The sequence below is a fragment of the Microbacterium soli genome (assembly GCF_039539005.1).
Lineage (GTDB): Bacteria > Actinomycetota > Actinomycetes > Actinomycetales > Microbacteriaceae > Microbacterium > Microbacterium soli.
Genome location: NZ_BAABCP010000001.1, coordinates 693062 through 719116 on the forward strand (window position 1 = coordinate 693062; position 26055 = coordinate 719116).

Annotated in this window: 22 protein-coding genes; 12 read left to right on the forward strand and 10 right to left on the reverse strand. The window is 70.0% G+C overall.

The annotated features are described in order from the left end of the window. Nucleotides 1-151: 151 nt before the first annotated feature. From ABD770_RS03210 to ABD770_RS03225, 4 genes are read right to left on the reverse strand one after another with little or no spacing between them, the layout of a single operon-like run. Nucleotides 152-1213 (reverse strand): MauE/DoxX family redox-associated membrane protein, encoded by a 1062-nt coding sequence (locus tag ABD770_RS03210; protein ID WP_344818057.1) that lies wholly within the window; start codon nt 1211-1213, stop codon nt 152-154. After that, nucleotides 1213-1428 (reverse strand): hypothetical protein, encoded by a 216-nt coding sequence (locus tag ABD770_RS03215; RefSeq protein WP_344818058.1) that lies wholly within the window; start codon nt 1426-1428, stop codon nt 1213-1215. Before ABD770_RS03215 ends, ABD770_RS03210 begins: the two co-directional genes overlap by 1 nt. Further along, entirely contained in the window at nt 1425-2285 is an 861-nt protein-coding gene (locus tag ABD770_RS03220; RefSeq protein ID WP_344818059.1) for a hypothetical protein, read from the reverse strand. Before ABD770_RS03220 ends, ABD770_RS03215 begins: the two co-directional genes overlap by 4 nt. A gap of 9 nt (nt 2286-2294) precedes the next feature. After that, nucleotides 2295-3437, reverse strand: a complete 1143-nt coding sequence (locus tag ABD770_RS03225; protein WP_344818060.1) for a glycosyltransferase family 4 protein — start codon at nt 3435-3437, stop codon at nt 2295-2297. A 135-nt stretch (nt 3438-3572) separates the two neighbouring features. Here ABD770_RS03225 and ABD770_RS03230 point away from each other — a divergent pair, with 135 nt between their 5' ends. Genes ABD770_RS03230 through ABD770_RS03245 form a run of 4 tightly spaced genes read left to right on the forward strand, consistent with a single transcriptional unit; the run spans nt 3573 to nt 9005 of the window. After that, nucleotides 3573-5732 (forward strand): glycosyltransferase, encoded by a 2160-nt coding sequence (locus tag ABD770_RS03230; protein WP_344818061.1) that lies wholly within the window; start codon nt 3573-3575, stop codon nt 5730-5732. After that, nucleotides 5732-6853 carry a glycosyltransferase gene (locus ABD770_RS03235; RefSeq protein ID WP_344818062.1) on the forward strand — a complete coding sequence of 374 codons (1122 nt, stop codon included), beginning with the start codon at nt 5732-5734 and terminating at the stop codon, nt 6851-6853. Before ABD770_RS03230 ends, ABD770_RS03235 begins: the two co-directional genes overlap by 1 nt. After that, nucleotides 6850-7896 carry a glycosyltransferase family 4 protein gene (locus tag ABD770_RS03240; protein ID WP_344818063.1) on the forward strand — a complete coding sequence of 349 codons (1047 nt, stop codon included), beginning with the start codon at nt 6850-6852 and terminating at the stop codon, nt 7894-7896. Before ABD770_RS03235 ends, ABD770_RS03240 begins: the two co-directional genes overlap by 4 nt. Continuing rightward, nucleotides 7893-9005, forward strand: a complete 1113-nt coding sequence (locus ABD770_RS03245) for a glycosyltransferase (protein ID WP_344818064.1) — start codon at nt 7893-7895, stop codon at nt 9003-9005. Before ABD770_RS03240 ends, ABD770_RS03245 begins: the two co-directional genes overlap by 4 nt. A 168-nt stretch (nt 9006-9173) precedes the next feature. Here ABD770_RS03245 and ABD770_RS03250 read toward each other — a convergent pair whose 3' ends face one another. After that, entirely contained in the window at nt 9174-9734 is a 561-nt protein-coding gene (locus ABD770_RS03250) for a hypothetical protein (protein WP_344818065.1), read from the reverse strand. A 205-nt stretch (nt 9735-9939) separates the two neighbouring features. On the opposite strand from ABD770_RS03250, the gene ABD770_RS03255 reads away from it, so the two are divergent. After that, on the forward strand, nt 9940-11736 hold the full coding sequence (locus tag ABD770_RS03255; RefSeq protein ID WP_344818066.1) for an ABC transporter ATP-binding protein: 1797 nt from the start codon (nt 9940-9942) through the stop codon (nt 11734-11736). 57 nt (nt 11737-11793) lie between these two features. On the opposite strand, the gene ABD770_RS03260 is transcribed toward ABD770_RS03255, so the two are convergent. Further along, on the reverse strand, nt 11794-12810 hold the full coding sequence (locus tag ABD770_RS03260) for a glycosyltransferase family 2 protein (RefSeq protein ID WP_344818067.1): 1017 nt from the start codon (nt 12808-12810) through the stop codon (nt 11794-11796). A 95-nt stretch (nt 12811-12905) separates the two neighbouring features. Between ABD770_RS03260 and ABD770_RS03265 the strand changes: the two genes are divergently transcribed. Further along, nucleotides 12906-13970: a glycosyltransferase family 4 protein gene (locus tag ABD770_RS03265; protein ID WP_344818068.1), complete on the forward strand. Its 1065-nt coding sequence runs from the start codon at nt 12906-12908 to the stop codon at nt 13968-13970. A 51-nt stretch (nt 13971-14021) separates the two neighbouring features. Further along, nucleotides 14022-15254 (forward strand): hypothetical protein, encoded by a 1233-nt coding sequence (locus ABD770_RS03270; protein ID WP_344818069.1) that lies wholly within the window; start codon nt 14022-14024, stop codon nt 15252-15254. A gap of 5 nt (nt 15255-15259) precedes the next feature. Here ABD770_RS03270 and ABD770_RS03275 read toward each other — a convergent pair whose 3' ends face one another. From ABD770_RS03275 to ABD770_RS03290, 4 genes are read right to left on the reverse strand one after another with little or no spacing between them, the layout of a single operon-like run. Continuing rightward, the gene (locus ABD770_RS03275) at nt 15260-16159 is read right to left on the reverse strand and encodes a polysaccharide pyruvyl transferase family protein (protein WP_344818070.1); all 900 of its coding nucleotides are present in this window, start codon (nt 16157-16159) and stop codon (nt 15260-15262) included. 11 nt (nt 16160-16170) lie between these two features. Continuing rightward, the gene (locus tag ABD770_RS03280) at nt 16171-17349 is read right to left on the reverse strand and encodes a glycosyltransferase family 4 protein (RefSeq protein ID WP_344818071.1); all 1179 of its coding nucleotides are present in this window, start codon (nt 17347-17349) and stop codon (nt 16171-16173) included. After that, nucleotides 17336-18970: a tyrosine-protein kinase domain-containing protein gene (locus ABD770_RS03285; RefSeq protein WP_344818072.1), complete on the reverse strand. Its 1635-nt coding sequence runs from the start codon at nt 18968-18970 to the stop codon at nt 17336-17338. The genes ABD770_RS03280 and ABD770_RS03285 overlap by 14 nt, the downstream gene beginning before the upstream one ends. Next, complete coding sequence (locus ABD770_RS03290) at nt 18967-20412, reverse strand: O-antigen ligase family protein (protein ID WP_344818073.1); 1446 nt, start codon at nt 20410-20412, stop codon at nt 18967-18969. The genes ABD770_RS03285 and ABD770_RS03290 overlap by 4 nt, the downstream gene beginning before the upstream one ends. Before the next feature lie 211 nt (nt 20413-20623). Between ABD770_RS03290 and ABD770_RS03295 the strand changes: the two genes are divergently transcribed. The 5 genes from ABD770_RS03295 (at nt 20624) to ABD770_RS03315 (ending at nt 26051) form a co-directional block, all read left to right on the forward strand. Beyond that, nucleotides 20624-21274: a ligand-gated ion channel gene (locus ABD770_RS03295; protein WP_344818074.1), complete on the forward strand. Its 651-nt coding sequence runs from the start codon at nt 20624-20626 to the stop codon at nt 21272-21274. Nucleotides 21275-21395: 121 nt separating this feature from the next. Further along, the gene (locus ABD770_RS03300) at nt 21396-22703 is read left to right on the forward strand and encodes a UDP-glucose dehydrogenase family protein (protein WP_344818075.1); all 1308 of its coding nucleotides are present in this window, start codon (nt 21396-21398) and stop codon (nt 22701-22703) included. Then, a complete protein-coding gene (locus ABD770_RS03305; protein ID WP_344818076.1) occupies nt 22703-23803 on the forward strand; it encodes a glycosyltransferase in 1101 nt (366 codons plus the stop codon). Before ABD770_RS03300 ends, ABD770_RS03305 begins: the two co-directional genes overlap by 1 nt. Next, the gene (locus ABD770_RS03310) at nt 23800-24849 is read left to right on the forward strand and encodes a glycosyltransferase family protein (RefSeq protein ID WP_344818077.1); all 1050 of its coding nucleotides are present in this window, start codon (nt 23800-23802) and stop codon (nt 24847-24849) included. The genes ABD770_RS03305 and ABD770_RS03310 overlap by 4 nt, the downstream gene beginning before the upstream one ends. Before the next feature lie 74 nt (nt 24850-24923). Then, nucleotides 24924-26051 carry a glycosyltransferase family 4 protein gene (locus ABD770_RS03315; RefSeq protein WP_344818078.1) on the forward strand — a complete coding sequence of 376 codons (1128 nt, stop codon included), beginning with the start codon at nt 24924-24926 and terminating at the stop codon, nt 26049-26051. Nucleotides 26052-26055 lie beyond the last annotated feature (4 nt).

Sequence of the window (26055 nt, forward strand, 5' to 3'; positions counted from 1 at the left end):
GAGAGAGGTCGAGAACGCCCTCCGACAGCCGCCGAGCCACCACGCAATCCGCGACCCACCACGCAGAATCACGACAATTCGATGGTGGCTCGAGGATCGGATGGTGGCTCGGCGACAGGTCGGGAGGGAAGGGAGAGAGGGGACGCCGGCGTCAGGCGGGCGGACGGACGCCGTGCAGCGACTCGTACACGTCGCCGATGAAGTCCTCGATGGCCTCCACCCCGGTGACCGGGCCGCCCGCGAGGAGGCCGTCCACCCCCAGGAGGACCGCGGTCGGCGTGCGCCACTCCGCGATCGAGCCGCGCACGTAGTCATCCGGATCGTGCAGCGTCTGCGGTTCCTCGGCGCTGGTCAGCGCGCTCTGGTCGGGGCTGCTGCGCAGCAGCAGTCGCACCGAGACCTCCGGCAGCAGCTCCCGCCAGCGCGGAGCTCCCTCGATGACCGGCTCGCACGCACCGCAGGTCTCGGACACGGCGAGCAGGAGGATCGGCTCCCGCCCGGCGAGAGTGCGCAGGTTCTCCGTGGTTCCGTCGCCCAGCTGCACCGGCACGGCGGGTGTGCGGGTGCGGATGTAGTCCGCCAGTCCGTCATCGTCCACCGCGATGCCGTCACCGGCGGCGACCCCGGCGGAGGCGCCGCCCCCTGCGGCGGCCCCCGTTCCGCCGTCCGCCTCCTCCACGGCACCCGCTGCAGACGACGACCGCCCGGTCAGCACGAACGTGACGGCCACACCGGCGAGCGCCAGCAGCCACGGCCAGACGACGGGCAGGTCTGCGAACGCCGCGGCGACCGCCCCACCCCACAGCGGCGCCGCTCCGATGCCGACGAGCACGAGGGCAGACAGCAGCACCAGCCAGCCGTTGCGCAGCAACGTACGGGTGGTGATGGGCGTGCGTTCGCCGAAGCACGCGCACGAGGCATCCGGCGTGCGCCGTCTGGCGAGCCAGACCATCACGAGGTAGACGAGGAACAGCACGGTCGACACGGCGGCCGCGAGGACGCCGAGGACCCCGCCGAGGAGTAGGAGACACGCCGCCAGGACGATCTCGGCGATCGGATGCAGCCGGATCAGCCAGGCGCGTCGAAGCGCGGCGGGCACCCCCAGCTCCGCCCACCCGGCCTCGTCATCGGGGGTGCGCAGCTTGGCGACCCCGCTCACCAGCAGCACGGCGGCCACGATGAGGGCGGGGGCGATCGTGAGGGCAGTGGGCATCAGTCATCCTTCTCGATCGTGAGCAGTCCGGCCTCGATGAAGGCCGCGACGTAGTCCTCGGTCTCTCGGTCGCTCCCCGCCGCAGCGCCTGCCGCTCGCCAGGCGGCGGCCGCGTCGTCGGAGAGCACGAGGATCGGACCGTCCGGCAGCGTGGCGACGTACACGAGCCCGTCCTCTTCCACGACCCCCACGTTCTCGGCGATCGCGACCCTCATCCGGGCCTCCCGCCGGACAGCAGATCGCGCAGCGCGATGCGGGATCGGGTGACGGCCGCGGTGAACACGTCCCACCCGGTCGGGGTGCGCCCGAGCTCGTGTCTGAGCCTGCTGCGGTTCACCCGTGGAGCGCGCAGGACCACGCCCAGGGCCTCGGAGGCCGATCGCGCGGCGCGCACCCGACCCCACCACTCCTGGGTGCGGGTGCCCCCGGCCGAGATGACGTGCCACAGCCGGTAGTCGGGGCGATGACGCCACTGCTCCAGCTCCCCGGTCACGACCGACGCCGCGACCTCGGCCTCCAGCTCGGCCAGGAGCGCGTCGAGCTCGCGGTGCTGCTCCGTCGGCATCCGCTCGCACTGATCCCGCGCCGCCTCCCGCTCCTGTCGCGTCCCGCGCGCGGCGTTGAGCAGGAACAGCGCCCGCTGCACGCCCACGCCGGGGACGACGATGGCCCGACCCGCGGCCGAGCTCATCGCATGGCTCCGCCACAACACGTCGAACGCCGCGGCATCGTCCAGACGGATGCCGGGGAACCGCCGATGCAGGTCGACGTACCCCCAGTCCGGGTGCCAGTACGTCTGCGCGTGGCCGAACGGCGACCCTTCGTCGAAGGTGCTGTACACCTGCCATCCGCCGTCGAGGAGCTGCGCGTGCAGCTCGGCCACCCGCCCCGGATCGACGATCACGTCGACATCGCTGCCCTCGCGCACGTCGGGACGGATGCTCGGATCGACGGTACTCCCCTTGATGTGCAGCATCCGGATGCCGAGTCCGTCGGCCCGCACCTGCAGACCGGCGCGGCACAGCTCGATCCGCACGGACAGCGGAATCGGCTTCTCCTGCAACGCTCCCACGGCGTCAGCTTAGGCCAGGGCGTGCTGTCCGGCGCGCTCCAGCACCTCGCCGTACGCCCGGGCGTGCGCATGCGCGACGGCGATGTCGTCCATGAGCCCGGGGGTGCGCACGGCGGCATCCGCCAGCCGTTCCCGCAGGGCCGCGTCGTCGCCGAGACGGCGGAGCGCCCGGCTGAGCTGTGCGACGCTGCGCGGCGGGACACGCAGGCCGTTGCGGCCGTCGTCGACCCACTCGATCGGGCCGCCCTCATCCGCGACGACCGTGGCCACTCCCCCGGCGAGGTACTGCAGCACGTTCTGTCCCAGCGGCTCGGGCCTGGTCGAGTACTGCACCGCGATGTCCCAGCTCGCGATGCGGGCCGCCGTGTCGTCCACGTGCCCGAGCAGGTGGACGCGATCGCCGATCCCGAGCTGGTCTGCGCGGGCCCGCAGCGACGCCGCGAAGTCCTCGTGCGCGAACGGTGCGCCGCCGGCGAATTCGAGCTGCGCGTCTCCGGTGGGGAAGGCAGTGGCGAAGGCCTCCAGCAGTTCGCGCTGACCCTTCCACGGGTCGATGCGCGCCAGCATCCCGACACGCAGTGGCCCTCGCGAGCCGGCCCCTGCCGTCAGAGCGGTGATGCCGGAGGCGCTGGGGATGCTGACGGCGACGGCGCCGTCGCGCACGAACGGCAAGGCGCTGTCGAGCGTCGTCCGGGAGTTGGCGATGATGCCGTCCGCGCGGGGCAGGATCAGCTCGGTCATGAGCCGGTACCCGAACCCGCCCAGGCTCTCCCTGTCGATCAGATCACGGACGTGGACGACGAACGGCCGGTCGGTCCCCCGCACGGCGAGGGCACCGTACGCGGCGGCACGGGTGCTGTTGGCGACGACGAGGTCGCTGCGGCGCACGGCGCGGTGCCGACGGGTGGCGACGGCCTGCGCCAGCAGCCTCGCACCGAGCCCGAGCATCCGCAGCGGTGAGGAGCTGCTGCCGCCGGTGAGCTGCCGGACCCCGGAGAACAGCCGCGGCACGTCGTCGGGGAGCGCCGCGAACACGTCGTCCTCGTCGGATGCGGGCAGGAGGACCTCCGCATGCCAGTCCGGCTGAGCCGAGAGCAGGCGCACGAGCGCCAGCTCCGCGCCGCCTCTGACCGTGGTGTGGTCGAGGTGCACGATGCGTGGTCGAACGTCCCCAGAACGCGCGCTGTCCATTCCCCTTCGATCCCCAGAATCGACCGTCGCGGCGCACTCCCCAGTGCGTTCCCCGACGGATATGGTTGCTGAGGACAGCATACCTGGGGAGGGCTCGTGCGTGTACTCCGCATCTCGCACAGCGCCACGATCACCGCGTGGCGCGGCCGGGAGCGCGCCCTCAGGGATGCCGGGGACGACGTCGTGCTCATCACCGCCCGACGCTGGCACGCCGGCGGCGTGTGGGTGGATCTGGATGCCGGGCCCGAGGAGCAGGTGCGCCCGGCCCGCACGTTCTTCGGCAGGCATCCCGCGCTGTTCCTCTACGCCCCGGCGCCGCTGTGGCGGGCGCTCGGCGAGCGCTGGGACGTCATCGACATCCATGAGGAGCCCTTCGCGCTTAGCACGGCGCAGGTGCTGCTGCTGCGCGCGCTGCGCCGCAACCGGGCACCGGTCGTGCTGTACACCGCGCAGAACATCGACAAGCGCTATCCGGTGCCGTTCCGATGGCTCGAGCGCTGGGCGCTGCGGACCGCGCGCGGGGTCTCCGCCTGCAACAGCGAGGCCGCCCGCATCGCCGAGCGCAAGGGGTTCGCCGGGCGGGCGCGGGTGATCCCGCTGGGGGTGGACCCGGTCGGCTCGGACCCCGCACCCCGCCCGGTGGCGCCCCCGGCGGATCCCACGCCCACTGATCCGATCGAGGTCGGCATCCTGGGCCGCATCGTGACGGAGAAGGGCTTCCGGCCGCTGATCGAGGCGCTCAGCCGCACCCCGGGGCTCCGCCTGTGCATCGGCGGTGAGGGTCCGGACGCCGAGGAGGTGATGCGGTCTGCCGCTCGGGCCGGGGTCGCCGACCGGATCCGGATGGTGGGGCCGGTCCTGCCCGATCGGGTCCTCGACTTCTACCGGGCGATCGATGTGCTCGCCGTCCCCTCGATCCCCACCGCCCGCTGGACCGAGCAGTTCGGCCGCGTGGCCGTGGAGGCGATGGCGGCGGGGGTGCCCGTCGTCTCCAGCGACGCCGGCGCCCTGCCGGATGTCGTGGGCGGGGCGGGGATCGTCGTTCCTGCCGGTGATGCCGCCGCCCTCGCCGAGGCGCTCGTGGCCGCCGCCGGCCCGCGGCGCGACGCTCTCGTCGAGGCGGGCCTGCGGCGTGCGCAGGAGTGCTCGTGGGAGTCGGTCGCCGCGCGGTACCGCGCGCTCTACGCATCCGCCCTCGCGCCCGCCGCACCCGCCGCCGCCCTCGCCGCACCCGCCGCACCCGCCGCCGCCCTCGCACCTTCCGCCGAGCCACCACGCAATTCCCGACCCACCACGCAGATGGCAGCAAATTCGATGGTGGCTCGACACTCGGCTGGTGGCTCGGGGCAGGATGCTGAGAGGCCGGGGCAGGACGCCGAGGGGCCGGGACGGGATGCCGAGGGGCCGGGACAGGGCCTGGAGATCATCGTCGTGGCGTTCGGGGCGGTGGGGATGCTGCGGCGGGCGCTCGCCCCCGTGGCCGGGCTGCCCGTGACGGTGATGGACAATTCCTCGCTGCCCGAGATCGCGGAGCTGTGCGCGCAGCTCGGCATCCGCTACCGCGACTCCGGCGGGAACATCGGGTTCGGCTCTGCGGTGAACCTCGCCCTCCAGGACCGTCTGGTGCCCGGCGGCGACGTGCTGCTGCTGAACCCGGATGCCGAGATCGATGCGGACTCGATCTCCCGCCTCCAGGCGGCGTTGCGCGCTGCGCCCGACCTCGCCAGCGTCGGCCCCGCTCAGGTCGACGATGCGGGACGCGCCGCGCGGGTGGTCTGGCCGTTCCCCGCCCCGCATCGCAGCTGGCTGGAGGCCGTCGGCCTGGCCCGTCTCATCCATGGCCCGCGGTTCGTGATCGGTTCGGCGCTGCTGCTGCGCGCCGAGGCGCTCGATCAGGTCGGCGGCTTCGACGAGCGGTTCTTCCTGTACGCCGAGGAGACCGACTGGGCGTATCGGGCCCACCGGCTGGGCTGGCGGCACGTCGAGATTCCCGAGGTGCGCGCGGTGCACGCGGCGGGCGGCACGAGCACCGACCCGAGACGCCGGGAGGCGCACTTCTACGCGTCCCAGGAGCGCTACTACCGCAAGCACTTCGGAGCATGCGGATGGCAGAGCGCACGGCTCGCGGGCTGGCTGGGCTCCATCGTGCGGGCCGTCGTGCTCGCCGGCGACCGCCGGGCCGCGGCCAGACGACGCGCGACCCTGTACCGGCTCGGCCCGGTGCGCGTCGAGCGCCGCTTCCGGGAGGCCGGCTGATGCACATCGTGCAGATCGTCCCCTCGATCGGCCGCGGCAGCGGGGTCGCGGGAGTCGCCTGGGAGCTTCAGGAGCAGTTCCGGGCGATGGGGCACTCGACCGAGGCGCTCACCGCGCAGATCCTGGGCGGGGCACAGAGCGCACCCCGCTCACTGCTCACCCACCGTCTGTCGCGGCTGAGGGCCGCGGTCGCGGTCAGCGTCCTCGGCGGGCGGCGCGCACGGCGGCTGCTCGATGCCCGACCGGATGCCGTGTCGATCTGCCACAACGCGGCGCTGGCCGGTGACGTGTACGTGAACCATGGCGTGGTGGCGGAGACCATGCGCGCACGCGGGCACGGTCGGTGGCGGATGCTGCGCAATCCCCTGCACGTCTTCACGCATCTGCGCGACCGGCACCGGTATCGGGGCGACACCCACCGCGCGGTCGTCGCGCTCACGGCCGCCGAAGTGGACGTGCTGCAGCGGACCTACGGGCGGGTGCACCCTCCCGTGCATGTGATCGCGCACGGCGTCGACCTGGACCGCTTCCGCCCGCCCACCGCTGCGGAGCGCCGCGACGCGCGGTCACGGCTCAAGCTCGATGAGGATCACCGCGTGGCGCTGTTCGTCGGTCACGAGCTCGACCGCAAGGGCGTCGGGTTGCTCATCGACGCCCTGGTGGACGCGACGACCGTCCTGCTGCTGGTCGTCGGCGGATACCGGTCCGCCGTGGACCGGATGACCCGGCGGGCCCGGGCGAACGGGGTGCAGGACCGCGTGCTGTTCGTCGGGCCGCAGAACGACCTCGCCCGTTGGTTCGCCGCCGCCGACATGTTCACGATGCCCAGCGCGTACGAGTCCTTCGGGCTCGTGTACACCGAGGCTCTGGCATCCGGCCTGCCCGTGATCGCCACCCGCGTCGGCGTCGCGCCGGAGCTGATCGTGGACGGCGAGAACGGCTACCTGGTCGACGCGGATGCGAAGCAGATCGCCGATCGGATGGAGAGGCTCGCCGCGGAGTCCGTCGACGATCTGCGTGCCGCGTGCCGGGCCTCGGTGACGCATCTGACCTGGCGGCGCACCGCGGAGCGCTATGTCGGACTGCTCTCGGGGATCGCAGCGCGGAGAGGGCGCGGATGAGGATCGTGCATCTGGTCCGCTCGGACCGCTTCGCCGGTGTCGAGCAGTTCGTGCTCCGTCTCGCGATCGCTCAGGTGCGGGCCGGACACCGGGTCGAGGTGCTCGGCGGCGCTCCCGACCGGATGGCGGATGCGAGCCGGGCGGCAGGGGTCGCCTGGCACCCCGCATCCGCTGTCCGCACGGCGCTGTCCGCGCTGCGCGCTCGGCGCGACGACGCCGACGTCGTCAACACGCACATGACGGATGCCGATGTCACGGCCGTCCTGGCGCTGGGACGACGCGGGCCCGCCCTGGTGTCCACCCGGCACTTCGCCCTGCCTCGGGGCCGGGTGCTCGGCATCCCGCTCGACCTGTTCGTGCGCCGGAGGGTGGATGCCGAGATCGCGATCAGCTCGGCCGTGGCGGAGGCCACGGGCATCCCGTCGACGGTGGTGCACTCCGGCGTCCCCGCCGCAAGCCCCTCCCCCGCCACGACGCCCGCGCGCATGATCCTCATGGCGCAGCGCCTCCAGCCCGAGAAGCGCGCGGACATCGGCATCCGCGCCTTCGCCGCCTCCGGACTCGCCGACCGCGGCTGGCGCCTCGACATCGCCGGAGACGGGCCGCTGCGCGCGGAGCTGGAGGAGCTGATCGACACGCTCGGGGCGGGTGGCTCCGTGCGTCTGCGTGGGTTCCGCGACGACATGCCCGACCTCCTCCGTACGGCCTCCCTGTTCCTGGCTCCGTGCGACATCGAAGGGCTGGGGCTGGCCGTGCTCGAGGCCATGGCCGCCGGTGTCGCACCGGTCGCCGCGGCGGCCGCAGGGCACCTGGACGTGCTGGCGGGGCTGGACGAGCGCAGCGGGTTCCGCGCGGGAGACGTCGAGGACGCCGCTGATGCGCTGCGCGCGTTCGCCGGCGACGACGAGCGTCGTGCCCGGCTCGCCGAGGCGGCGCAGCGCCGGGCGCGCACGGAGTTCTCCCTGGACCAGCAGGTCGCGGGTTCCGACGAGGTCTATCGTCGTGCGATCGAGCACGCCCGAGCACGGGGGTGGCGGCCATGAGCGATCCATCGGCTCCGAAGGATCTCGTGGTGCTGTCGCTGGAGCGCTGGGACGGGGTCTGGCGCCGCAACCAGCATCTGCTGTCGGGCCTGCTCGCCGCCGAGCCTCGACTGCGCGTGCTGTTCGTCGAACCGCCCGACGACCCTGTTCACGACCTTCTCGGCGGACGTCGCCCGCGCTTCGGGACTCGACTGCGCCGCATCGACGAGCGGCTGTGGGGACTGCGGCCGGTGAAGCGGCTGCCACGGCGCGTCGACCGTCGAGTGGACGAGCGCCTGGCCGGCGCGGTGCAGCGTGCGGCCGACCACCTGGGCATGCGCCGACCTGCGCTGTGGGTCAATGATCCGGCCGCCGTGCAGCTCGCCCAGCGCACGGGCTGGCCGGTGCTGTACGACATGACCGACGACTGGCTGGCCGCCGACCGTCCCGATGCCGAGCGGGAGCGCATCGCGGCCGGTGAGGCCTGGCTGCTGCGGCACGCCCGGACGGTGGTCGCGTGCTCCCCCGAGCTCGTGCGGCGCAAGTCGGCCCAGCGGGCGGATATCGCCCTGGTGCGCAACGGCGTCGACGCGGACCGGTACCGGACGCCCCTGCCGCGCCCGTCCGACCTCCCCGACGAGCCGTACGCCCTGTACGTCGGGACTCTTCACCGCGACCGCATCGACGTGGAGCTGTGCGCGGCGACGGCGAGCGCCCTGCGCGGCAGAGGCCGGCTCGTGCTCGTCGGGCCGGAGGCGTGGGCTGCGGCGGATGCTCGGCGCGTGCGGGACGCGGGGGTGCTCGTGCTGGGGGCGCGCCCGCATGACGCCGTGCCCGCGTACCTGCAGCATGCGGACGTCCTGGTCGTCCCGCATCGGATCACGGAGTTCACGGAGAGCCTCGACCCGATCAAGCTGTACGAGTACCGGGCCGTGGGACGGCCGATCGTGTCCACACCGGTGGCGGGGTTCCGGGATGCGGACGGGGTGCGCATCGCCGACAGCGCAGCCTTCGCGGAGGCCGTGGCGGATGCGGTCCCCGCGACGTCGCAGTTTCCGGACGGCGCGGAGGACGGCGACGCGGACTGGTCGCTGCGGGTCGCAGACTTCCGGGCGGCGTCCGGGATCTGAGCCGCCGCCCCGCCTCGCGGCGCGCCCCCTCGCGGCGCCCCCGCCCCTTCGCGGCGTGCGAACCACCATCCAAGCGGCGAGCCACCAGGCAGATCGCGGTGATCCGCCTGGTGGCTCGTCAAATGCGTGGTGGCTCGTGAGCGGTCACGGCCCACACCGCAGGAGAAGTCAGCAGGATCCGGGAGGAGAGGTCTCGGAGTGCGCGACACCGCTATCGGCGACCGAGCAGTCGTCGGCACGTCGCCACTCCCAGGCCACGTCCTGCGTGCCCTGCGGGCTGGACCCGAGGGATCCAGACGAGACGAAGAAGGTCATCGACGTCGTGCCGGCGGGCACGCACACGGCCTTCGCACCGGGCGGCAACGTGCACGTCGAAGAACAGGTGGACGACACCGGCGAGCATTCCCCCGTGTACAAGCTGTTGATTCCGACCGCGTTCGTGCCGGCAGCATACGAGGTGAAGACGATGATGTAGTCCTCGAGAGACGGATTGGACACCGTCACCGGCGTTGTGTACGACTGCTTCGCCACGCAGGCGAGCTTGCAGCTTGCGCCCGGGTTCTTGAAGCCGCTGCCCCAGTTGAACACCGGCGGCGGCGGGACGACGATACTCGCCGCGGCGATCGGCACAGTGGCGGCGACGGCGATCGCGGGACCTGCCCACGCCATCGCCTTGGTGACAGTACGACGGCTGATCCCGTCGTTCGAGCCGTGCGTGTTCTCACTCATGAACGTTCCCCAAAGAATGCCCGCCCAGAGCGCGGCTCCCCCATAGAGCCGTGAACGCCAAGGGCCTCACTGGGACAGACTAACCCATGACGAGCCTGTGCGGAAGACACCGATATTACGGATCCGTGTCGGCTCGGACACGATGTTAGATTCGTCGGGAGTCGTCGGTCCACGGGCCGGCGATCCGGAGGGGATGGAGAAGAGCATGGGGCGTCAGTCCAGGATGACTGAACTGCGCCGGCTCCTTGAGACCACGGGCGCCGCGCCCGGGCGCTGGATCGCCACCACGGTGGCCGTGTCGCTCCTTCTCGCCGGGCTCGACATGGTCGGTGTGCTGGCGATGCTGCCGCTCATGCAGCTCATCACGAGCGGGGACACCGACGGCTTCTTCCTCGAGGCCGTCTCGCGGCTGGTCGGCAGCACGGATGTCGGGCAGCTGCTGCCGCTGGTGTCCGGGCTGGTCATGCTCGCGTTCCTGCTCAAGAGCGTCGGCGCGCTGGTGTTCCGCTGGTGGCTGCTGGGGCGGACGACGCGCATCTCCGCGCTCGCCGCGTCGGAGCTCATGCACCGCTACGTACTCGCCCCGTACAGCGCCCACCGCCGGCGCAGCGCCAGCGAGGTGTACCGCAACATCAACGACGCCACGATGCAGAGTTCGAGCGTGCTCCTGGCCACGGTGAGCATGGCGACGGACATCGCGACCATCGCCGCGATCGTCGCCGTGCTCACGTGGAGCTCGCCGATCGCCACGCTCTTCGCCGCGATCGCGTTCGGCATCGCCGTGTTCGGCGTGCAGCGGATGCTGCGGCGCCGCCAGCTGGCGGTCGGCGAGGTGACCGCGGCCGCGGCGCTGGAGTCGTGGCAGGCGCTGATCCCCGGCATCGAGGGATTCCGTGAGACGCGTCTGACCTCCAGCTCGGACGTGTTCGTGAACAGGTTCCGCAACGCCCGGCTGCGCGGAGCCCACGCGCAGCGGGTGATGGGCATCCTCAGCGACATCCCGCGGTACATGCTCGAGATCGCCTTCATCCTCGCCATCGCCGCGATCGCCGGTGTGCTCGCCCTCACGGGATCCGGGGATCAGATCCTCACGGTGCTGGGCGTCTTCGCCGCCGCATCCGTGCGACTCCTGCCCACGCTCACACGGATCACCGCGAATGTCGCGACCATGCGCGGCGGCAGCGCGGGACTGCGGATCATGGTGGATGCCCTCGACGAGCTGGCATCGGAGGGGCAGTACGAGGCCGGCGCCGCTGCGAAGCCGATCTCCGGTGAGATCACCGTCCACGACCTCGTCTTCCGCTTCCCCGACTCCTCGGAGAACGTGCTCGACGGCATCACTCTGACGATCCCCGAGAACCGCACGACGGCCTTCGTCGGCGCCAGCGGCGCAGGCAAGAGCACACTGCTCGATCTGCTGCTCGGGCTGCTGTCGCCGACGACGGGGGAGATCCGCTGCGACGGGCACCGGATCGACGAGGATCTCGCGACCTGGCACGCCGGTCTCGGCGTCGTCCCCCAAGACGTCTTCCTCGCCAACCTGTCTCTCGCTGAGAACATCGCATTCGGTCAGGAGCGCGACGCGATCGACCGCGAGCGCCTCAACGAGGTGGTGCGCCTCGCGCTGCTCGAGGATGTGGTCGAGGAGCTTCCCGACGGCCTCGACACGCTCGTGGGAGACCGCGGCGCGCGGCTGTCGGGCGGCCAGCGTCAGCGGCTGGGCCTGGCCCGTGCGCTGTACCGCCGACCGACCGTGCTGGTGCTCGACGAGGCGACCTCGGCGCTCGACAACGCCACCGAGTTCGAGATCTCGCAGACCCTGCAGCGGCTGCAGGGGTCGATGACGATCATCGTGGTGGCGCACCGGCTGTCGACGGTGCGCCATGTCGATCAGCTCGTCTTCCTGCGTCGCGGTCAGGTCGCCGCACGGGGCACGTTCGACGAGGTCCGCGCCCAGGACGCCGAGTTCGCACGGCTCGTGAAGCTGGGGTCGTTGGAGTAGGAGAGTTCCCGCACCGGGTGCCTGCGCGCTGCCCGGCTATGCCGGTCGCTCATGTCCTCACCGCTCACCTGCGGAGCCACCTGTTGTCCGGTGCGGTACGGCTCCCGTCGACCGCAGTGGCGCATTGACCTCGCGCGCACGGTCGTGAGGACGTATTGCGGCGAGCAGTCCGATCACCGTGCCTGCGATGTCCGCCCCGGCGCGCACGATGCCGCCGCCCACTCCGCGAAGCCGCGCACGCAGTCCACTCTTGGAGGACCAGTCCCGGAATCCCGCCGCTGCTGCCGCACCCGAGGACGCCGCCATCGAGGCGAGATAGCGGATCAGATGCGGATCCGTCCAGCCCAGTGTGGTCGTCAGGAGCAGGATGTGGTTGCGCGCGCCGTAGAACCGGTAGCGCAGGTCGAATCGCGCGCCTTTGGAGTACGCACCGGCGACGTGCAGCACCACCGCCTCAGGGGCGTATACAATGCGGTATCCCGCGAGCTTGACCCGGAAAGCGAGGTCGCTGTCCTCACGCAGACAGGTGCCGGGATAGTAGTCGTGGATGCCACCGAAGGAGCGCAGCACGTCCGTGCGCACCGACATGTTCGCTCCCAGCATGTGATCGACTTCGATCACGCGTTGAGGATCGGCGGCGAAGTTCCCCGTGAGGCGCCCGTTGCGCAGGAATCTGCCGATCCGCTCGATGCCGTCGCGTTCCTCGCCGTCCTGTCCCATTCGAGCACGGCCACCGACGGCGCCGACATCCGGCGGCTCATAAGCAGCGAGCAGCCACTCCAGCCAGTCCGGTTCGGCATAGGCATCATCATCGATGAACGCGATGACGTCCTCCGTCGCATCCACCGTCCCGATGGCGCGCGAGGCCGCGAGCGTGCCGAGCCCCAACTCGTTGCGGCGGTACTCGACGCGGTCGAACCCTGCCACGACCTCACGGGTCTCATCGTCGGGGGAGGCGTCGACGACGACGATCCGCCGCGGGGCGATCGTCTGGCGTTGCAGATGCTCCAGACAGATCCGGACGTGGTCCGGCCGCCGGAACGTCGCCACGACCACGACCGCGGTCCTCCGCATACGCCCTCCCCTGATCGGCTGACTCAATGCTAGTGGGGCCCCGGCCATAGACTTGAGCGGAGGAGGACGGCCATGGCGACTGCTGCACGGCACCTGTGACACGTGGACCCCGACTGAGCATCGCGACCATCGCGACGGCGACGCCGATGGGCGCCCAGGCGTACGAGCGGCGGATCATCGCGCAGGCGGAGGACGCCCTCGCGGCGACGTCGGCGGCGGCGTGGCGCTTCCGCGAACTCACGGTGCGGTCGCTGCGCTCCCCCCTGCCGGGTGCGCGTCGGCTGCCGATGCGGTTCGTCGCACGCGCCCCGGCGTCGGTGCGACGCGAGATCGGACGGATGCTGTTCTCGGGCGACGCGGTCTCCCACCGCATGGGGCTCGAGCTGCCGCCGTCTCCCCGAGCGGACGTCGTGACGCTGCACGACGTCGTCGCGTGGCGCTTCGCCGACGAGTCCTCCCCCGTCCCCGCCGCGGCTGAGGAGCTGCGCCGCGCCGCCGCGGTGATCTGCGTCTCGGAGTTCAGCGCGCTGGAGGCGGTCGAGGTGCTGGGCATCCCGCATCCGCATGTCGTGCACAACGGCGTGGATGCGCGCTACTTCGATGCGCCGCCGATGGACGACGACGCGCGGCGGGCGCTGAACCTGCCCGGTCCGTACGTGCTGCACGCGGGCGGCGCCGCAGAGCGCAAGAACCTCGCCGCCCTGGCCGCGGCCTGGCCGAGGGTGCGCAGCGAACGGCCCGGGCTGACGCTCGCGCTGGCCGGTCCGCCGCATCCGCGTCGCACGGCGCTCTTCGACGGGATGCCGGGAGTCGTACTGCTCGGGCGACTGCCCGACGAGGCGATGCCGGGTCTGGTCGCCGCGGCGAGCGCCGTGGTGGTGCCCTCGTTGTACGAGGGGTTCGGCCTTCCTGTGCTCGAGGCGATGGCGGCGAACGTCCCGGCCGTGGTTGCGAACACGAGCAGCCTCCCGGAGGTGGCCGGCGGTCACGCCATCCTCGTCGATCCCGACGCCGCCGCTCTCGCGGGCGGGTTGATCGATGCGACGTCAGCGGATTCCGCCCTGGCGGGGATGGTGCGCGGGGCGCGCACACACGCCGACGGGTTCACCTGGGAGCGCAGCGCCCTCGGTCACGCGCGCATCTGGGAATCGCTGCGATGATATGGATCATCGCCGTACCCGTTCGGCGGCAGATGAGGTGATCGTACGAAGATGGATCGCACAAGGGTCGCACGTGCAGAGGCGATGATCACCGCGCCGCCACGTTGGGAGAGAGCCGACGGCCACATAACGATCAGTTCGGCTGTCAGCGATCGCGCCCCTTTGTGGTTCTCGGTTCAGGAAGAGTTCTCAGATCTCCTCAGCGACCGCGCAGACCACGTGCTGATCTCATTGTTGATGCCCGCGATGAAGGAGGGGCGCGACCTGCACATCGGAGGGACAGTGACCGATGCGCTCCTCCACAACGCCAACACCGACCTGCAGGCATTGCTGCGGATGGAGAATCCAGAGTTTCACGCGATTCGGGTCACAGCTGACTCGGTCGCGGCCCCAACACCACGAGCCCTTGGGGTTGCAACCGGGTTCTCGGGCGGAGTCGATTCGTTCTCCACCTTGGTGGAGTACTTCTGGAGCGTGGATGCACCGAGGTCGCTAAGGGTGACGCATCTGTTGAACAACAACGTCGGAGCACATGGACATTCCGAGGCCGCTACCGCACTCTGGCGTGCCCGTCGAGCCCCTCTGGAACGGATCGCCGTCGAGATCGGGCTGCCTTTCGTCGCCGTCGACAGCAATCTCGACGAGCATTACCCTCGCATCGGATTCGTCGAGTCTGTGACGATGCGAAACGCCGCGGTACCCCACCTGCTGGGAGCAGGCATCGGGCATTTGCATTTCGCATCATCGCTTCCTTTCTCACACGTCCACGTCACCGGAACAGGTGACATCTCGCTGCTCGACACGATGCTGGTGCCGATGTTGTCCACGGCCGGCGTGACGATCACATCCGCGAACTCCGGGCAGACCCGCGTGCAGAAGACCCTGTCGTTGATCGATGTGCCCGAGGCACGACATCTTGACGTGTGCATCGACGGCGACCCCACCCGCACACGCAACTGCTCCGCCTGTCCGAAGTGCATGCGCACCATGCTCACCCTCGAAGTCGGGGGATACCTTGAGAAGTTCTGCCCGGACACCTTCTCATACGACCGGTACTCAAGGCGTCGCAACGACTTCGTCGCCGAGGTTCTGACCTCCGACGACCCGTTCCATCAGGAGATCCGCGAGTATGCTGCTGAGGTCGGCTGGCAGTGGAGCACCGCAGACCGCGTTCGTGCTGTCCGGACCGCGCTGAAGCAGCGTATCCTGCGCGCGGCCCGTGCAATTGCTGGGCTCCCCGTCCTGCGCCCGCTGCGGCGCGTTCTCGGACGTCTCCGGCGCTGACGCGCTCAGCTGCGCAGAAGCGCGCGCATCGCGCCCAGCGGGAAGTCACCTGATCCCAGACCGCGGACATCCGTGAGCGCGGTTTCGAGACCATCGCCGAGCCGCTGCACGACGGCGCGGTCGGCGGACCACGCCCCGTCCACGAAGTCGGCCAGTGAACCGGCATCCGCGAACGGCCGATATCGCGTGCGCCCGGGGGTGACTGCCGCCTCGTAGTCTCGGAACTCGAAGTCTCCGCCTCCCAGCGGGGGTTCCAGGGTGGTCCAGACCGCGGGGATCCCGTAGGCGTCGGCGGTGATCAGCCCGTGCAGCGATGTGGTGATCACCGCGCGCGCCGCAGCGATCGCGCGGACGGCCCCCGCCGCTCGCTGATGCACGTTCACCGTGCGCGCCGCATCCCCTGCCTCGGCGATCAGCCGCGCGAGCCGCTCGTGCGACCGGTGATGGCCGTGCGGCACGACCGCGATGCGTCCGTCCGGCGGAGGCTGCGTGATGTGTCGGGAGACGAGGATGCCCGGGTCGCCGAACGCGGGTTCGACTCGCAGACCGAGCCGCTCGGCAGTGAGCGGTCCCCGAACGGCGAGTGCCGCGGCGCGCGGAAGCGGATGCCGTGCATCTTTCATCAACCCCGCACCCCAGATCGCACCGGCGTAGTCGGCGGGCATGAACTCCAGCAGGCTGTCGACACCGACCAGGCGCGCTGCACGAGGCTCCCGATACAGCGGGACGATCCCGTACCGGGGCAGCAGCGCCGGAGTCAGATCATCGCCGAAGTTCGGATGCCCATCCCACCAGAAGGCGGGGACGATCACGCCTTCTCGACGCGCGCGCGGCACGGTCAGCGCGTCAGCGAGCCGGCGCAGCTGCCTGCTGCGCCGCCTCAGCGCGCCTTCGTATCTCGGCATCCGCATCCCGATCACCGAGGCCCCCTGCGCTCGCGGCGCACGATCGCACCGAGCATCGTCTCGTACAGCAGTGCGACCCGCGGCCAGCTGAACGCCCCGACGCGCTTCGCGCCGGCGACTGTCAGACGCTCGCGCAGCCCGGCGTCCGCCAGCAGACCGCTGATCGCCGTGGAGAGCGCGGCGACGTCGACGGGATCGACCAGCAGTCCGTCCTCGCCGTCGCGCACGAACTCCGCCGCGCCCCCGCGCGAGGTCATGAGGAGCGCGGCACCGCCGCGCCACGCCTCCAGGGCGACGATGCCGAAGGACTCCGATCGACTGGGCACGACGACCACGGCAGCCGCGGCGATCCGCTCGGCGACGCCGGCGGCATCCCTGGCGCCGAGCAGCTGGATCCGATCCTGCTGCCCTGCACGGTCGATGCGCTGCTGCAGCGCCTCCCGCTCCGGTCCGTCACCGACGATCTCCAGTCGCCCCGCGTCGAGGCGTGCGAAAGCGTCGATGAGCAGGTCGAATCCCTTCATCCATCCCAGTCTCCCGACGGCGACGACGAGGTCCTCCTGGCGCTCGACTGCGGGGAACGTCGGCAGCGGGCCGACCCCGTTGGGGATGATCGTGCCCTCTCCGGCTCCGAAGCGCTCGCTGAGATCGTCGAGCACGTAGCGGCTGGGTGCGGCGTGCGCCGAGGCGACGGCGAGCGACTCGCGCAGTGCGGAGCGCAGCTGCCGTGACCGTGCGAAGACGCTGTTGTCGTCACCGAGCGTCTCGCCGTGGGAGACCACGACCAGGGGGAGCCCGGTGCTCCGGTGCAGCCCGAGCGCGTAGACGCCGTTCGGGCCGAAGCACTGCACGACCAGCACGTCCGGTCGCAGATCACGCGCCGCCGCGCGCCAGCGTCGCCGCGCGCCAGCGCCGGTCATCGCGAATCGCAGCAGTGCGGGGAGGGTACGAGCCGGAAGCGGGGTGGGCAGATACCGCACCGGGAACGGGTCGGCGGGTCGCCCCGCATCCGGATCCGCCGGCTGGGGCCGCACTCCCCGGTCGACGGTCCACACCTCGACGACGTGTCCGTGGGCGTGCAGTGCGCGGGCGACCTGGGCGACGTGCTCCTCGACGCCGCCGATGTGCGGTGCGTACGAGGAGGAGATCAGGGCGATCCTCAGCGTCGCACCGCGGTCAGCGCTCCGCATCGACGCCGTGCTCGGCCGGTGCCGGGCCGGCGGGCTTGTCGTTGAACAGCTCGCTGAGCAGATCCGCATCCTCCGGCGATCTCCTGGTGGGCTGGCGGCGGGAGCGCGTCGCAGTCCGCGCCCCGGTCGATGCCGACGCGGGGCCCTTCGACGTGGACTTCCTCACCGTCTCGGGGGTCTTCTCCGGCGGCAGCGGCGCGTCGGGCACCCGCGCCTCCGACGGCGCCGTATCCGGCGCGGTGGCCTCATACGCGTAGACGCCGCCGTACATGCCGCCCGTCACGGGCACCCGGTTGAGCACCACACCGAGGACGTGTCCGTGGATCTTCTCGAGCATGCCCACGGCGTCGTTGACGATGTCGTAGCCGGTGCGGCCGGTCGAGACCACGACGAGCGCACCGTCGGCCTGACGGGTCAGCACGGCGCCGTCGGTGACCGACAGCAGCGGCGGCGCATCGACGATGACCATCGCGTGCTCGGCGAGGTTCCGCAGCAGGGTGCGCATGCGCTCGGAGCCGAGCAGCTCGCTCGGGTTCGGCGGCGGCGTGCCGGCGGGAAGGACGAGCAGGTTCGGGACGCCGGTGACCCGGCGCAGGGCGTCCGTGATCTCCAGTCGTCCCGCGAGCACGTCGGACAGTCCGACATCGCCGTTGATGCCCGTCGTCTCCGCGACGGTCGGCCTGCGCAGGTCGCCGTCGATGAGGATGACGTGGGTGCCGTTGGCCGCCAGGGTCCCGGCGAGGTTCGCCGCGACCGTCGACTTGCCCTCGCCGGGCATCGCGCTCGTGACGACGATCGTCCTCGGGGGGTCGTCGACGTTCATGAACTGCAGGTTGGTCCGCAGCATCCGCAGCGACTCGCGGACGGCGAAGTCCGCGCGCTGCGCCTTCGGCCCTTCCGCCACATCGGTCGGCCGGTAGAGACGGTTCCCGTCGGCCAGGGTGCCGACGTCGGGCAGGGTGCCCGCCACCGGGATGTTCAGGCGCTGCTCCACGTCGTCTGCGCTGCGCAGGCGGCGATCGGCGAGCGCCCGCACGAGCGCGAAGGCCACTCCGCCGCCGAGGCCGATCAGCAGCCCGACGATCATCGCCATCCGCGTGTCCGGGAACTGCGGCTCGGTCGGCAGCGACGCGGATTCCCCCAGCTGGAGGGTCATGTCCGCGCTGCCCGGTTCGCCGTCGCCCTCCACGCGGTCGATCTCCGCGGCGAGAGCGGTGACCCAGGCCGAGGCCAGGTCGCGCGCGACCGTCGGCGAGTCCCCCGTGGCGGAGATCTTCAGGATCGCCGTGCCGTCGGGGTTGGTCACGGAGATCCGCTGGACGAGGGCCTCCGGGGACGCGGACAGCTTCAGATCCGACGCCGCCTGCTCGGCGACGGTGCGCCAGGTGGCCATGTCGAGGTAGGTCGGGACCTTGGCCTTGGCGAGCGTGTCGGCCTGCCCCGGTGAGAAGAGGGAATCGTCGAACTTCTCGCTCATGCTGATGTAGCCGCTGGCGTCGGCCTGGTACACCGGAGTCTGCAGCTTCGCCCATCCCAGACCCACGCCGACACCGACGGCGATCATCAGGACGATCGCCGGCCAGTATCTGCGGAACGCGCCCGCGTAGTCACGAAGCCTCATCCCCCGCCCCTTCGTCTCGGTCGATCATACGCTGGCGGCCTGCGGGTGCCCACGTCGGCGCGGGCACGACGGTCGGCACGGGGACGGGCGGGTCTCGACCTCGCGGCGCGCCCGGACGGCATCCAGATCTCCTGGTCCGGATCGCGCTCCCGCGCGAACGCCTGCGCCCCGAGACAGATCCCCGCGACGAAGAACGGGACCGACACCTGAGCCGCCACCCAGAACAGGTCGAACTGCGCCTGCACGATGCGCGAGAGCAGCAGGCCGAACGCCGGCATCCCGAAGCGCGGACTGACCCGCCACAGCACGATGAGCATCACGCCCCACATCACCACGAAGCCCGCAAGGCCGACCAGCCCGGTGGACGCGGCCACCTCGACCTCGGCCTGCGGCGGCTGGAAGTCCGCGCTGGGGGTGACGTACCAGTACCGCAGGCCGTGCCCGAACACCGGCGAGTGCTTCCAGAGCGCGTACACCTCGCGCAGCCAGTCGACGCGCTGATAGAAGGAGTTGAACCTGTTCTGCGACTCGATCTGCTCGATGACGCTCTGCACCACCAGGTATGCGCCGGGAACGGCGAGGACGAGCACGAGCGCGATGTGGTTCCGGATGCCGCGGCGCAGGGTGTGCACGAGCAGGGCGATCGCGAGGCCGACGCCCGCCTGCCGCGACTGGGTGAGCACGAGCGCGACGAGGAACACGACGAAGGCCGACTTCGTCCAGCGCGTGTCGATCCTCGCCCAGTCCGGGTTCACATAGGCGATGAAGGCCGCGAACGCCAGCATCCCGCCGGCGAAGTTCTTGTGCATCGGCCACGGCCATTCAGGGTAGACAGCCGCGAGGGGCTCGCCGGAGACCGCCTGCACGATGGCGGTGCTGAACGTTCCTGCGGCGATCACCGTCGCCGCGCACAGGATGAGGATGAACGCCAGCCGCGCATGACCGGCGCGCCCGATCACCCATCCGGCGACCAGCGCGCCGGAGACGAGGACCCACGCGTGCACCCATTCGACGGTGTTCTGCGGGAAGGGGTTGACGATGACGGTGAACAGCGTGGCGAACTGATACCCGAGGTTCGCCCACAGCATCGCCTTCATCGGTGCGCTGTAATCGTGCTTGCCCAGCAGCACGGCGGTCCCCAGCGCCGCCGCCAGCGCCGCGTCCGACACGGTCAGGTCGACCCCGCCCAGGCCGAGTCGTTCGGTGATGAGAACGGCCGGCGTCGCCATCAGCACGATGGCGAGCGGTTCGGCGACGGTGAGCACGACGCCGACGGCGAGCGCGGCGACGACGGATGCCATGACCGCGCCGTTCGGGATGCCGCGGTCCAGCAGCAGGTAGACGGCGAACACCACACCGCACGCGAACAGGAACCACCTCCAGGCGTCGGCCCACAGCTCCCCCGCCCGCGAGCGCGTCGCCTCGCGTCGGCGAATGCGCATCGCGGTCCTCCCCATCGCCTCAGTATCTCAGGTCACCGATCGGGCGCTTTCGATCGGATTGCGTCAGCCTTCGATCATCCAGCGACACCTGGTGAGCACCCTCTCGACTTCTCCGGCAATGTCGGAGATGTCGTTTCGACGACGCGTCGCTCCCCCAGGAGCGGCATTCCTCTTCTTCGCCGGCGTCATGCCACGAATCCCCAGGAGAACCATGACAATCGAGAACACCGAACTCTCCCGCCGTTCGCTCGTCAAGGGCGCCGCCTGGTCGCTGCCCGTCATCGCGGTCGCCGCAGCGACGCCGATGGCCGCGGCGTCTCTCACCAACGCGACCGTCAGCTTCGACGGCACTACGACGAACCTCGCCGAGATCTCCCTGCTCGACGGCAGTGACGTGCTGATCGCAGATGTGCTGCCCACCTTCCCGAACAACGTCGTGATCGAGAACGGCCCCGGCACCCTCGAGGGGCCGCTGACCGGACTCGTGACGATCACCTGGGCGTCGGGTTTGCCCGCGAGCGTCCTGAGCAGCGGGGTCGCGCGCGGGTTCGGTGTCATGGACATCCCGGGCGCGACGCTCGGAGCACGCACGATCACCGAGAAAACGATCGTTGACCTCGGCCTCATCAAAGTGGGCGTCAATGAGACCTCGCAGACGTTCACCATCGACGACCCGAGCATCGCGGGCAACGCCCAGAAGGTGCTCGGTCAGATCGTCTACGGTGCGACCTCGAACTCCGGAGTGACGATCAATGTCTTCATGACCTTCACCGTCACCGTCACGATCTTCTCGAACGGCACTGTCGTCGACTCCCCGGCGAGCGCGACGATCACGATTCCGCTGGGTGCCGGCCTCCTCTGAGCGCCTGACTCACCACGAAGGGCGTGTCCTCCCGGAGGGCACGCCCTTCGCCATTCCGCCGTGCTCCGCGCCCTCCCGTCGTGGGGGATGATGGAGTCAGTGTCTCGGGGGAGGAACCCTTATGCGTGTGTCCGTCATCGGCTGCGGGTATCTCGGTGCGGTCCACGCCGCGGCGATGGCGTCCATCGGCCACGACGTCGTCGGCATCGACGTCGACCCGCACCGGATCGCCCTGCTCGCCGCAGGCGAGCCGCCGTTCTTCGAGCCCGGTCTGGCCGAGATCCTCACCGAGGGCATCGCCTCCGGTCGCCTCGCGTTCACGACCGATGTCTCCGCGGCATCCGGCGCGGCCGTGCACTTCATCGGTGTCGGCACGCCGCAGCAGGCGGACGGCCACGCCGCCGACCTGACCGATGTGCACGCGGCGATCGACTCGCTCATCCCGCACCTGTCTCCGGGTGACCTCGTCGCCGGCAAGTCGACGGTGCCGGTCGGCACCGCGGCATCCCTCGCGGAGCGCATCGCGCCGACGGGCGCGACCCTGGCGTGGAATCCCGAGTTCCTGCGGGAGGGCTGGGCCGTGCAGGACACCATCGACCCCGACCGTCTCGTCGCCGGGGTCCCGGCCGGCGCCGCCGGTGAGCGCGCCGCCGACATCCTGCGCGAGGTGTACGCCCCGGCGGTGGCCAAGGGCACCCCGTTCATCGTCACCGACTACGCGACCGCCGAACTCGTGAAGGTGTCCGCCAACGCGTTCCTGGCGACCAAGATCTCCTTCATCAATGCGATGGCCGAGATCGCGGAGGCGACCGGAGCCGACGTCACGCAGCTCGCCGACGCGATCGGCCACGACGCCAGGATCGGGCGCAGGTTCCTCGGTGCGGGCATCGGCTTCGGCGGCGGATGCCTGCCCAAGGACATCCGTGCGTTCGCGGCCCGCGCGGAGGAGCTCGGCAAGGGCGAGTCGGTGAACTTCCTGCGCGAGGTCGACGCGATCAACCTGCGGCGGCGCGACCGTGCCGTGCAGCTGGTCGTGGACGCCCTCGGCGGCGTGTACGGCAGGAAGGTGACCGTGCTGGGGGCGGCCTTCAAGCCGCACAGCGACGACATCCGCGACTCCCCCGCCCTCGACGTCGCCGTGCGCCTGCGGGGCCTCGGCGCGGACGTGGTGGTCACCGACCCACAGGCGATCGAGAACGCCCGCCGTGCGCATCCGCAGTTGACGTACGAGGCCGACCGCGACGAGGCGATCCGGGATGCGGACGCCCTGGTGCTGGTCACGGAGTGGGACGAGTACCGCCGACAGCTCACCCCCGAGCACGCCTCCGCGCTCACGCACGGCCGGGTGGTGGTCGACGGCCGCAACGGCCTGGACGCCGCCGCCTGGCGCGCGGCGGGCTGGTCGTACTACGGAATGGGGCGCCCGTAGTGACGGGCCTGCTCGTCCACGAATGGATCGAGTCCTCGGGCGGTGCGGAGAATGTGCTCGAGGCGATGGCCAGGGTGTTCCCGGATGCCGACATCCAGTGCCTGTGGAACGATGCACCCCACCGTTTCGCGCAGCGCCGCGTGCGCGAGACGTGGCTCGCGCGCACCCCGTTGCGCCGCCACAAGGCGCTGGCACTGCCGTTCACGGTCGGCGCGTGGCGACGGCTGTCGGTGCCGTGCGACTACGACTGGATGCTCGTGAGCTCCCACCTGTTCGCCCACCACGCGACGCTCGCCGGCCGCGACGTGCCCAAGTACGTGTACGCGCACACGCCGGCGCGCTACATCTGGAACCCCGAACTCGATGAGCGCGGGAACAGCGTCGCCGTGAAGGCCGTCGCGCCGATGTTCCGGCGGATCGACCGCCGCCGCGCGCAGGAGGCCACCGCGATCGCCGCCAACAGCGCGTTCGTGCGCGACAGGATCGCTCAGGCGTGGGAGCGCGATGCCGTCGTGATCCACCCCCCGGTGGTCGTCGAGCGCATCCTGTCGCAGAACGACTGGCGCACCCAGGTGACGGATGCCGAGGCGCTCCGGCTGCTCGAGCGGCTGCCGTCGCCGTTCATCCTGGGGGCGTCGCGATTCATCCCCTACAAGCGCCTGGACCGGGTGATCGAGGCCGGGGAGCGGGCCGACCTGCCCGTCGTGATCGCCGGCCGCGGGCCCGAGGAGGAGCATCTTCGTGCGGTCGCCGAGTCCGCTCGGGTTCCGGTGCACGTGGTCGCCTCCCCCTCGGATGCCCTGCTGTACGCGCTCATGCAGCAGGCCGCCGTGTTCGTCTTCCCACCCGTGGAGGACTTCGGCATCATCCCCGTGGAGGCGCAGGCGACCGGCACCCCCGTCGTGACCGGGCCTGTGGGCGGACAGGTGGAGACGTTCGTCGACGGAGTCAGCGGGATCGCCGCGGCATCGACAGATGCCGCCGATCTGGCGGATGCCGTGCAGCGGGCCGTCGCACTGCCGGCGTTCGACGCCCGGAAGCTCGTATCTCCGTACGCTGAAACCGCATTCACCAAACGGATCAAGGATTTCATCCGATGATGAAGAGCAACCGCAGGCCTCCCGCAACTGTCGTCTTCTACGATTCGAAGACCGGACGAGGCGGTGGACAGGCTGTCCTCGAAAGTCTGCTTATGCGGATGTCCGACGATGACGATGTGCGCCTTGTGATGCCGTCTCAGGGGCTGACTGCCGTATCTATTCCGCCTCACGTACGCACGTACACGAAGTTCGTCGAACTTGAGAATGACACAATCCCCGGCTCAGACATGCTTCTGATCTGCAACACCAACGCGGGTATGCCCGCGCTACTCCGCTTCGCACGGACACTGCGGGCAAAGTCGAACTCAGTCAGAACGTTCGCGATCGTGCACAATTATCCGATGACACTCGCCAAGAGTGCTGCGACCCGCCATTTCCTCAAGCAGTTCGACGATGCGGTAGTCGTAGAGCCCGGACTCCTCTCTCTGCACGGTGACGCACATTCGCCCGGTTGGCTCAGTTTGGACGAGCCGTTGACCCGGTCTGTCGACTACATCGATCGGCCCATCCGCCGCACCGGAAGAGTGAAGTCATACGGCAGGCCCGACCCGGAGAAAGGACTGGACCTGCTGCCGAAGATCTATTCTGCCCTCACTGCTCGAGGGTATACATGTGAGGTGGCGCTCGGTGGGTCCCTCGGCAGCAACAGGCGATATGCCGATCAACTGAGAAGCTCTCTCGCGCCCTGGCTCGTCGACGGTCAGCGAAACTCAGACTGGATCGATCCTGGAGACGTCTTCGTCATTGCATCACGCGCAGAAGCCGCCTGCCTTTTGGCGCAGGAGGTTCTGTCTCGAGGGGCGTTCGGTGTCGTCAGTCGCGTCGGCCTCATGCCCTATCTCTCGCCTGACGGCACCTCGATGCGTGGATTCGCGCCTGGGAAGACAGCGAGCGCGATCAGCGCCGCGCTCGACGCCCTGACGATGCCCGAGGAGCAGTTCTCTGCCGAGTGTCTGGCAGGAGTCGCATTGATCGAGCACCGCGCCGGCCTATGGCATGACAACGTCGTGAACTTGATCCGCCAGCGCAGACAGGTGTCTGCATGAGACCCAGGCCATTGCGCACGGCGCATATTGCGGACATCAGCAGCGCTGATCCGTCTGGCGGCGGAGCTGAGATCATGTTCGATATCACCCAGCGAGCGGCTTGCCAACTCGGCTACAGCGTGGCCGCGCTGACCGCGGAGCCGCGGAGAAATCCGCTTTCGTACGTGTATTCACTGCGCAATCGTCGGCGTGCGAAAAGATTTCTGCAAGAAACGCGTCCCGATGTGGTCCACGTGCAGAACTACTATCATTTTCATTCCCCAAGCATCCTTTCGGCGATCCGCACCTACAAACGCAGTCATCCAGAAGTCCGCGTAGTCTTCACCGCACACGACTATCATCTGATCTGCCCTAACAGCGGCTTCCAGCACTTCACACGTACCGGCGCTGTTCATTACGACGTCGACAAGCCGCGAATTCGCTTGTGGCACAACTTCGATGCCCGCTCCCGCGCGTACTCGCTGTTAAAGCTTCTGCAGCACATGGTCGCCTACCGGCTGCTGAAGCTGCAGAATGTTTTTGATGTGATCATCTCTCCCAGCGAGCTCGTGGCCCGCGCCTTCCGCGCCGCCGGCATCACCGCTGATATCAAGGTGATTCGGAATCCCGTGGACGTGCCAGGTCCATCGCCCGTCGCCGGCTCTGGGTTAGTCTTCCTCAACCGGCTCAAGCCCGAGAAGGGTCTGATCCCGTTCATCACCGCGCTCGAGAAGGAGCACGTGGAGTGCACGATAGACGTGTATGGAGATGGCCCCGAGAAGGACTCACTGATCAATCTCGCCAATTCGTGTACGTCAGTTCGCGTGACGGTGCATGGTCATATTCCGCACGCCGAAGTACCGTACGCGTTAGCCCGCCACCAGGCACTGGTGTATCCATCTACCTGGATCGAGAACGCACCGATGGCAGTGATCGAAGCGGCTTCACTCGGCCTTTCCCTCGTGGTACCGCACTGGGGCGGTGTGTTGGAGATGGCTGAGCTCGCCGAATACCAACATGCATTCGACCCGGCCTCCTCCCGCAGCATCGCCCAGAGCGTTGCAGCAGCACTGAACGATCCTCACCCCAATCGGCTGAGAGATCCTCGCCCTTTCGAACTGCAGACTTACGTGAACGCAATCCAGCGCACGTACGATCCTGACGCGCGTCACTCTGTCCCGATGACTGGCGCGCCCGGTGTGGACGGATCAACTGCTTCATGAGAAC